Annotated in this window: 10 protein-coding genes, 1 tRNA gene and 10 pseudogenes; 12 read left to right on the top strand and 9 right to left on the bottom strand. The window is 43.8% G+C overall.

What is annotated here, in order from left to right; all coding sequences use genetic code 11:
- From GPS65_RS19745 to GPS65_RS19735, 3 genes and pseudogenes are all read left to right on the top strand, one after another.
- A pseudogene (locus GPS65_RS19745) lies at positions 1-182 on the top strand (hypothetical protein); the annotation flags it as partial.
- A 63-nt stretch (positions 183-245) separates the two neighbouring features.
- A complete protein-coding gene (locus GPS65_RS19740; protein ID WP_238389119.1) occupies positions 246-407 on the top strand; it encodes a hypothetical protein in 162 nt (53 codons plus the stop codon).
- Positions 404-577, top strand: a complete 174-nt coding sequence (locus GPS65_RS19735) for a hypothetical protein (RefSeq protein ID WP_161985292.1) — start codon at positions 404-406, stop codon at positions 575-577. Before GPS65_RS19740 ends, GPS65_RS19735 begins: the two co-directional genes overlap by 4 nt.
- On the opposite strand, the pseudogene GPS65_RS19210 reads toward GPS65_RS19735, so the two are convergent.
- Positions 542-715 (bottom strand): annotated as a pseudogene (locus GPS65_RS19210) (transposase); the annotation flags it as partial. The gene GPS65_RS19735 and the pseudogene GPS65_RS19210 overlap by 36 nt on opposite strands.
- On the opposite strand from GPS65_RS19210, the gene GPS65_RS19695 reads away from it, so the two are divergent.
- A complete protein-coding gene (locus GPS65_RS19695; protein ID WP_161985291.1) occupies positions 675-980 on the top strand; it encodes a hypothetical protein in 306 nt (101 codons plus the stop codon). The pseudogene GPS65_RS19210 and the gene GPS65_RS19695 sit on opposite strands and share 41 nt — an antisense overlap.
- 296 nt (positions 981-1,276) lie before the next feature.
- On the opposite strand, the pseudogene GPS65_RS19200 reads toward GPS65_RS19695, so the two are convergent.
- The 3 genes and pseudogenes from GPS65_RS19200 to GPS65_RS19190 all read right to left on the bottom strand — a co-directional run.
- Positions 1,277-1,486: pseudogene (locus GPS65_RS19200) on the bottom strand (transposase); the annotation flags it as partial.
- The gene (locus tag GPS65_RS19195; protein WP_238389118.1) at positions 1,422-1,751 is read right to left on the bottom strand and encodes a hypothetical protein; all 330 of its coding nucleotides are present in this window, start codon (positions 1,749-1,751) and stop codon (positions 1,422-1,424) included. The gene GPS65_RS19195 and the pseudogene GPS65_RS19200, both read right to left, overlap by 65 nt.
- A gap of 128 nt (positions 1,752-1,879) precedes the next feature.
- Positions 1,880-2,086: pseudogene (locus GPS65_RS19190) on the bottom strand (transposase); the annotation flags it as partial.
- A gap of 4 nt (positions 2,087-2,090) precedes the next feature.
- On the opposite strand from GPS65_RS19190, the pseudogene GPS65_RS19185 reads away from it, so the two are divergent.
- Positions 2,091-2,306, top strand: a pseudogene (locus GPS65_RS19185) (IS5/IS1182 family transposase); the annotation flags it as partial.
- Positions 2,307-2,541: 235 nt separating this feature from the next.
- On the opposite strand, the pseudogene GPS65_RS19965 reads toward GPS65_RS19185, so the two are convergent.
- Positions 2,542-3,042, bottom strand: a pseudogene (locus GPS65_RS19965) (transposase); the annotation flags it as partial.
- A 39-nt stretch (positions 3,043-3,081) separates the two neighbouring features.
- On the opposite strand from GPS65_RS19965, the pseudogene GPS65_RS19170 reads away from it, so the two are divergent.
- From GPS65_RS19170 to GPS65_RS19155, 4 genes and pseudogenes are all read left to right on the top strand, one after another.
- A pseudogene (locus GPS65_RS19170) lies at positions 3,082-3,300 on the top strand (helix-turn-helix domain-containing protein); the annotation flags it as partial.
- On the top strand, positions 3,275-3,577 hold the full coding sequence (locus GPS65_RS19960; RefSeq protein WP_161985483.1) for a phosphopantetheine-binding protein: 303 nt from the start codon (positions 3,275-3,277) through the stop codon (positions 3,575-3,577). The pseudogene GPS65_RS19170 and the gene GPS65_RS19960, both read left to right, overlap by 26 nt.
- Positions 3,564-3,824: a condensation domain-containing protein gene (locus GPS65_RS19955; RefSeq protein WP_420797192.1), complete on the top strand. Its 261-nt coding sequence runs from the start codon at positions 3,564-3,566 to the stop codon at positions 3,822-3,824. Before GPS65_RS19960 ends, GPS65_RS19955 begins: the two co-directional genes overlap by 14 nt.
- Positions 3,825-3,831: 7 nt before the next feature.
- Positions 3,832-4,068: a condensation domain-containing protein gene (locus GPS65_RS19155; RefSeq protein WP_161985481.1), complete on the top strand. Its 237-nt coding sequence runs from the start codon at positions 3,832-3,834 to the stop codon at positions 4,066-4,068.
- On the opposite strand, the gene GPS65_RS19150 is transcribed toward GPS65_RS19155, so the two are convergent.
- The 4 genes and pseudogenes from GPS65_RS19150 to GPS65_RS19140 all read right to left on the bottom strand — a co-directional run.
- A complete protein-coding gene (locus tag GPS65_RS19150) occupies positions 4,051-4,554 on the bottom strand; it encodes a helix-turn-helix domain-containing protein (protein ID WP_161985480.1) in 504 nt (167 codons plus the stop codon). The two genes, GPS65_RS19155 and GPS65_RS19150, sit on opposite strands and share 18 nt — an antisense overlap.
- A 22-nt stretch (positions 4,555-4,576) precedes the next feature.
- Positions 4,577-4,852 (bottom strand): annotated as a pseudogene (locus tag GPS65_RS19560) (IS3 family transposase); the annotation flags it as partial.
- Positions 4,848-5,069 (bottom strand): phosphopantetheine-binding protein, encoded by a 222-nt coding sequence (locus GPS65_RS19145; protein ID WP_420797202.1) that lies wholly within the window; start codon positions 5,067-5,069, stop codon positions 4,848-4,850. The gene GPS65_RS19145 and the pseudogene GPS65_RS19560, both read right to left, overlap by 5 nt.
- Before the next feature lie 63 nt (positions 5,070-5,132).
- Positions 5,133-5,414: pseudogene (locus GPS65_RS19140) on the bottom strand (IS5/IS1182 family transposase); the annotation flags it as partial.
- Between the two features lie 662 nt (positions 5,415-6,076).
- Here GPS65_RS19140 and GPS65_RS19130 point away from each other — a divergent pair.
- The 3 genes and pseudogenes from GPS65_RS19130 to GPS65_RS19120 all read left to right on the top strand — a co-directional run bounded on the left by GPS65_RS19130 (position 6,077) and on the right by GPS65_RS19120 (position 7,337).
- Positions 6,077-6,152: transfer RNA gene (locus tag GPS65_RS19130), tRNA-Ala, on the top strand.
- A 502-nt stretch (positions 6,153-6,654) separates the two neighbouring features.
- Positions 6,655-6,989, top strand: a pseudogene (locus GPS65_RS19555) (IS3 family transposase); the annotation flags it as partial.
- Between the two features lie 12 nt (positions 6,990-7,001).
- Positions 7,002-7,337 (top strand): AMP-binding protein, encoded by a 336-nt coding sequence (locus tag GPS65_RS19120; protein WP_161985498.1) that lies wholly within the window; start codon positions 7,002-7,004, stop codon positions 7,335-7,337.
- The last annotated feature ends 13 nt before the right edge of the window (positions 7,338-7,350 follow it).

Below are 7,350 nucleotides of genomic sequence, written 5' to 3'. Positions count from 1 at the left end.
GAATCACTGGTGTTACCGGACCTACTGGTGCAACAGGTATCACTGGTTCAACTGGATCTACGGGTGCCACGGGTAGCACTGGACCAACTGGTCCGACTGGTTCTACAGGAATCACTGGTGCTACCGGTCCAGCTTGTAGAGAAACTCATGTTTTTCTACAGGCTTTTTTATTTTCATCGTAATTATGATGGATGAGATTTAATGAAAAAGGCCTCCCACACACCTAGCCTAGCTTCGCTAGGTGTGTGGCAATCTTTTTCACCGGACCTACGGGCGTCACAGGTATCACTGGTACTACCGGATCTACTGGCAGCACAGGAATCACTGGTGTTACCGGACCTACTGGTGCAACAGGTATCACTGGTTCAACTGGATCTACGGGTGCCACGGGTATACGTATATCGTGAATACGGCGTCTCCAACGGGCACGCCAGGAACATCACCAGATTACACGTTGATAGCGGGTGCAGGTGCAACAGGAGCCACAGGTACTAGTGGAGCGACTGGTTCAAGCGGCCCAACAGGTCCAACAGGAGCGACCGGTTCGCTCTATTTTTTCTTTTCTTTTTTTATATAGCTCTTTTCCCGAAACAGTTAGACGATTCTGTCTGATCTTTTCTTTATGTTCTTCCCATATGTGTCTTGAGATGACTCTTTGATGATTTTTCGACCTTGTGCATCTTTCCAGGAAAGGACACGATGCACATTTTTTAGGATATACGGGTGCGACAGGAGTAACCGGTGCCACAGGTGCAACAGGCGATACAGGAGCGACCGGAGTCACAGGAGCAACCGGAGTAGGTTTAGACGGAGTCACAGTGTTTGATCCAGCGGTAGCTCCAACGTATCCAGTAGGTCAAGTGGTGACATATGAAGGTGGAACTTATGTTGTGAATAAGGTTACCCACGTGTTACTCACCCGTCCGCCGCTAACATCCGGGAGCAAGCTCCCTTCTGTCCGCTCGACTTGCATGTATTAGGCACGCCGCCAGCGTTCGTCCTGAGCCAGGATCAAACTCTCCGAGGTATGCAGGATGCATATCACACATGCGTTGCTACACGATGTAGCGAACTTAGCATGTGATCAGGTTACCCACGTGTTACTCACCCGTCCGCCGCTAACATCCGGGAGCAAGCTCCCTTCTGTTCGCTCGACTTGCATGTATTAGGCACGCCGCCAGCGTTCGTCCTGAGCCAGGATCAAACTCTCCGAAAAAGTACAAAACCGAAGTTTTGTTTTTCGTCCGCGTTTGACTGACTGCCTATGAAACATCAGTCTTTCAGAACGGATACCGTAAAGGTATCCGATAAACATCATTTTGAACAAAATAAGCGGATCAAGAGAAGGACGACCTTTATTCTCACTATAATAGGGTTTTACTTTATCTACGATAAATGAAAAATCAATGTACTGATCAATTTTACGAAGCAGGTGATCCTCTTCGACCAGTTGATCGAGCAATACAAATTCTAGCTCCTGTATCACCCGTTACACCGGTTGCTCCGGTGACTCCTGTGACACCGGTCGCACCTGTATCTCCGGTGGCTCCGGTAGCTCCTGTACCCGTGGCTCCCGTAGCTCCTGTATCACCCGTTACACCGGTTGCTCCGGTGACTCCTGTGACACCGGTCGCACCTGTATCTCCGGTGGCTCCGGTAGCTCCTGTACCCGTATTCACAACATAAGTTCCACCTTCATATGTCACCACTTGACCTACTGGATACGTTGGAGCTACCGCTGGATCAAACACTATGACTCCGTCTAAACCTACTCCGGTTGCTCCTGTGACTCCGGTCGCTCCTGTATCGCCTGTTGCACCTGTGGCACCGGTTACTCCTGTCGCACCCGTATCGCCCGTTACACCGGTTGCTCCTGTAACACAGTTAGACGATTCTGTCTGATCTTTTCTTTATGTTCTTCCCATATGTGTCTTGAGATGACTCTTTGATGATTTTTCGACCTTGTGCATCTTTCAAGGAAAGGACACGATGCACATTTTTTAGGATCTGATTTGTAGAATCGATAACCTTTTCGATCTGTTGTCGTATATAAAAGCTTCTCACCTTTTGGGCATATGTAATGATCATAAAAGCCCTTACCCCTACAGAATAAAGAAGAAACAAAAGAAATCAAGGTCAGTACAACTGACCCAGAGAGTGGCTATTATGTAAAGGATGAACGTGAAAAGTCATTTGCTTATTCATTTCATACAGCTTGTGATTCAAAAGGATTTATTTTAGGCTCGCTGGTCACAGGCGGAAATGTTCATGATAGTCGTATGTTGGATTCACTCGTATCAAAGCTCCCGTGGCTCCGGTTGCACCCGTGGCTCCGGTTGCTCCCGTGGCTCCGGTTGCACCTGTCGCTCCCGTGGCTCCGGTTCCTGTGGCGCCTGTGGCGCCTGTCGCTCCCGTGGCTCCGGTTGCTCCCGTGGCTCCGGTTGCTCCGGTCGCTCCGGTCGCTCCTGTCGCTCCCGTGGCTCCTGTTCCTGTGGCGCCTGTGGCGCCTGTCGCTCCCGTGGCTCCGGTTGCACAACACCTTTATACAGCCAATTGCCGATAGTTTATCGGTGATTGGTTGTTTAGTTTCGTTTGAATACGAATGTTGTTATAATAATAAATGTATTCTTTGACAGTGCGTTCTACGATGGTGGTCGTAGTGCGATCAATCCTGTTAAGATAGAACGTTTCAGACTTTAGTGAGGAATGAAACGATTCGATGGAGGCATTATCAGCGGGCGTCCCTTTACGGGACATGCTCATGGTAATGCCTTTTATATGAACAGCTTGATCAATCCTGTTAAGATAGAACGTTTCAGACTTTAGTGAGGAATGAAACGATTCGATGGAGGCATTATCAGCGGGCGTCCCTTTACGGGACATGCTCATGGTAATGCCTTTTATATGAACAGCTTTCTGATACTCGTAAGATGTATACACAGAACCTTGATCGCTATGTAACACGCAATTCTCAGGCAGTGCTGGGAGCTGATTAAGTGTGTTTAAGATAAAGTCTGTGTCCTGCTTATCACCAATCGTAAAAGGTTGTGATCCGAAATAAAACATGGAGGTGTTTTTTCTATGGGGACAAGAGTGAGTTATCCGGTTGAAGTCAAACAGAAGGCTGTGGAAATGAGGTTGGCAGGCGTACCTATGAAAGAGATCATGCAGGAATTGAATATCAAGAATAAGACGCAGGTTCAGACATGGGTGAGATGGCATAAAGCTGGGGATACACACAGGTTCGAACAACCTGTTGGAAAACAATATACCTATGGAAAGGGTCCCGAGTACTCTTCTGTCGCGTATTTCAAAACAGTTTCAAGTACAAGTACCAATTAATGAAATCTTTTCACGCCCAACAATTAAAGAGTTATCAGAATACGTTCAAAAGACAGACGAAAAGACATATCTTCCAACAATTGAGCGTGTAGAACATCAGAAGTATTATCCAGCATCATCTGTTCAAAAACGATTACACTCTATACATCATATAGATGAAACGAAAATGACTTATAATATGCCAATGGTATTAAGCATCGAAGGTGCTTTAGCAAACCATTGTGAGTCGTCATGAATCCTTGCGGACTTCATTCCATATGGTGGATGATGAACTTGTTCAAAAAATTGATGAGAATCTGATTTGTCAACTTCAGTATTTTTATGCGGACAGTAACACAGGTGTAGAAAAAGCTATTCAATCATTTATAAGGGCTTTTGAATTAGATGTAGCTCCTTTATGTCGTTTTGGCCTGGTACATTTAACAGAAAATAAATACTTATTGTTAATAGACATGCATCATATCATTACATCATATAGATGAAACGAAAATGACTTATAATATGCCAATGGTATTAAGCATCGAAGGTGCTTTAGATATTAAACGCTTGGAAGGCGCTCTACAAACCATTGTGAGTCGTCATGAATCCTTGCGGTCTTCATTCCATATGGTGGATGATGAACTTGTTCAAAAAATTGATGAGAATCTGATTTGTCAACTTCAGTATTTTTATGCGGACAGTAACACAGATGTAGAAAAAGCTATTCAATCATTTATAAGGGCCTAAAGCACCTTCGATGCTTAATACCATTGGCATATTATAAGTCATTTTCGTTTCATCTATATGATGTATAGAGTGTAATCGTTTTTGAACAGATGATGCTGGATAATACTTCTGATGTTCTACACGTTCAATTGTTGGAAGATATGTCTTTTCGTCTGTCTTTTGAACGTATTCTGATAACTCTTTAATTGTTGGGCGTGAAAAGATTTCATTAATTGGTACTTGTACTTGAAACTGTTTTGAAATACGCGACATATACTTTTTTAATAGGTCAATTTGTTGTTTTAAATAAAGATTTTCTGTTTTCAACTTCTCGTTCTCATTTTGATATTCTGGTCCTTTCCCATAGGTATACTGCTTTCCAACCGGTTGATGAAATCGATGGATTTCACCCTCGCGATACCATTTCATCCACGTTTTCACTTGTGTTCTATTCTTAATTCCTAACTTGTCCATGATTTCTTTTATCGGAATTCCAGCTAACCTCATTTGAACAGCCTCTTCTTTTAAAGATAAAGTCTGTGTCCTGCTTATCACCAATCGTAAAAGCAATCACTTCTCCATTATATAAATCCAATATACTGGAAAGGTACAATTGTTTCTGTCCATAAGGCAAATACGTGATGTCCGTTACTAGTTTTTCAAGAGGGCGATCACATTGAAAATTCCGATCCAGTATATTACCGGCTACGGCATAAGGCTGCCCATTCTTCTTACGCTTTTTCATTTTAACCCGGCATTGCCACTGGTTTTTCTGCATGATACGTTGAACAGTTTTATGGTTAATCAATTGTTGGAAGATATGTCTTTTCGTCTGTCTTTTGAACGTATTCTGATAACTCTTTAATTGTTGGGCGTGAAAAGATTTCATTAATTGGTACTTGTACTTGAAACTGTTTTGAAATACGCGACACCAACATCATGGCTTTTAAAGAATGACCACCCAGTTCGAAGAAGTTCGCATGAATACTAATTTGATCGGTTTCAAGTATTTCTCTCCACATCTTTTCTATGCTTTTCTCAATTTCATTTGTCGGTGCCACATACTCCTCTACTGATTGTATTTAAGGACACGATGCACATTTTTTAGGATCTGATTTGTAGAATCGATAACCTTTTCGATCTGTTGTCGTATATAAAAGCTTCTCACCTTTTGGGCATATGTAATGATCATTTTCAGAATCATACTGAAATTTCCACTTCTCAAATAATCCTCTTGTTGGATGAAAACGTCTATGGGCAATGACACCAAAAATATGTCGATCAGATAAACCTTTACAAATTGGTGTTGTCAAATAACCTGAATCAAGTGCAACAGCTTCTACTTGAAAACCAAATCGTGCGATTTTGGCTCCAGTCGGACCGGTAGCACCAGTGATTCCTGTAGAACCAGTCGGACCAGTTGGTCCAGTGCTACCCGTGGCACCCGTAGATCCAGTTGAACCAGTGATACCTGTTGCACCAGTAGGTCCGGTTGAACCAGTGATACCTGTGCTGCCAGTAGATCCGGTAGTACCAGTGATACCTGTGACGCCCGTAGGACCAGTAGCACCAGTGATACCTGTGACGCCAGTAGGTCCGGTAGCACCAGTGATTCCTGTTGCACCAGTAGGTCCGGTTGAACCTGTGATACCTGTGGCCCCAGTAGGTCCCTGTTGCCCCTGCACCTGCTATCAACGTGTAATCTGGTGATGTTCCTGGCGTTCCTGTTGGAGATGCCGTATTCACTAGATATGTGCTTCCATTGGACGTCACCACTTGACCTACTCGATAACCTGGTGCTGATGCTGGATCAAATGCTACAATTCCTGTTAGACCTACACCTGTCGCTCCTGTTGCCCCTGCTGGGCCGGCTGGACCTGCTGCACCCGCTGGACCGGCTGGACCTCTCCTACCTGGTCGACCTTGAATAACACACACACAAGGATCCTTTCCACAACATGGGTTTTTCCTTACTCTTTGGGACCAAGGGGTCGCAGGTTCGAATCCTGTCTTCCCGACCATCTTTTATGGGGCCTTAGCTCAGCTGGGAGAGCGCCTGCCTTGCACGCAGGAGGTCAGCGGTTCGATCCCGCTAGGCTCCACCAATATGATCTTTGAAAACTAAACAAGACAAAACGTACCTGTTAATTCGAGTTTTTATAAAAATCCTATGATGTTTCATAGGTAGTCAGTCAAACGCTGACGAAAAACAAAACTTCGGTTTTGTACTTTTTCGGAGAGTTTGATCCTGGCTCAGGACGAACGCTGGCGGCGTGCCTAATACATGCGTGAGGTAACCTTTATGGAGCCAGCCGCCGAAGGTGGGACAGATGATTGGGGTGAAGTCGTAACAAGGTAGCCGTATCGGAAGGTGCGGCTGGATCACCTCCTTTCTAAGGATATATGGAGCAGCGTGCGTTTTCGTCTTGTTTAGTTTTGAAGGATCATTCCTTCAAAACATGTCTCTAGCGAGACAGGATTGTTCTTTGAAAACTAGATAACAATAAGTAATACATTCACATTGAATGCAATGCAAAGTTCATCACACATAGTGATTCTTTCTAAAGTAAGAAATGGTTAAGTTAGAAAGGGCGCACGGTGGATGCCGTTGGAAAACAATATACCTATGGAAAGGGTCCCGAGTACTCTTCTGAATTAGAGAGACTACAGGCAGAAAATCGCTATTTGAGTCAACAGAATGAAGTTTTAAAAAAGTACAACGAATTGGAAAGGAGGTTGATAAGGAAACGTCAATCAAACTGGTAGAAGAATTGCGCAAAACGATGACGGTACAGGACATCTGTGTCCATTTAGGCATCTTACGTACTTCGTATTATAGATGGAAAAAGGATTTGACTCAGACTCATTCTAAAAGACAACTAGAGAAACAGGTCGGCACGTTGTGCCGAAAGCACAAATATCGATATGGTTATCGGAAAATCAGAATTGAGTATATGCTTCAGGACAGTGGTGCGAAATATGTATTGACCCATGAAAATATAAGCGTTCCAGAAACATTTTCTGGCGAAATTGTGAAAATTGATGATTTGGCTTTAACAGAGAATCCTAGGACGAATCTCGAAGAGATTAATGAGTCCACAGATTTAGCCTATCTTATCTATACTTCTGGAACTACTGGAAAACCTAAAGGGGTTATGGTGGAACATAAAAGTGTAAGCAATTTTTGTTTAATGGGTGAGACTTTTGGTATTTCATCAGGCAGCCGTGTGTTACAATTTGCCTCTTTTAGTTTTGATGCCGCAGTAGGTGAAATCTTCCTGAACCAGTGATACCTGTTGCACC

Origin of the sequence: Bacillus pumilus, from assembly GCF_009937765.1 — a bacterium.
In the GTDB taxonomy this organism is placed as follows: Bacteria; Bacillota; Bacilli; order Bacillales; family Bacillaceae; genus Bacillus; species Bacillus pumilus_O.
This window is presented reverse-complemented; position numbering and strand designations above follow the sequence as displayed.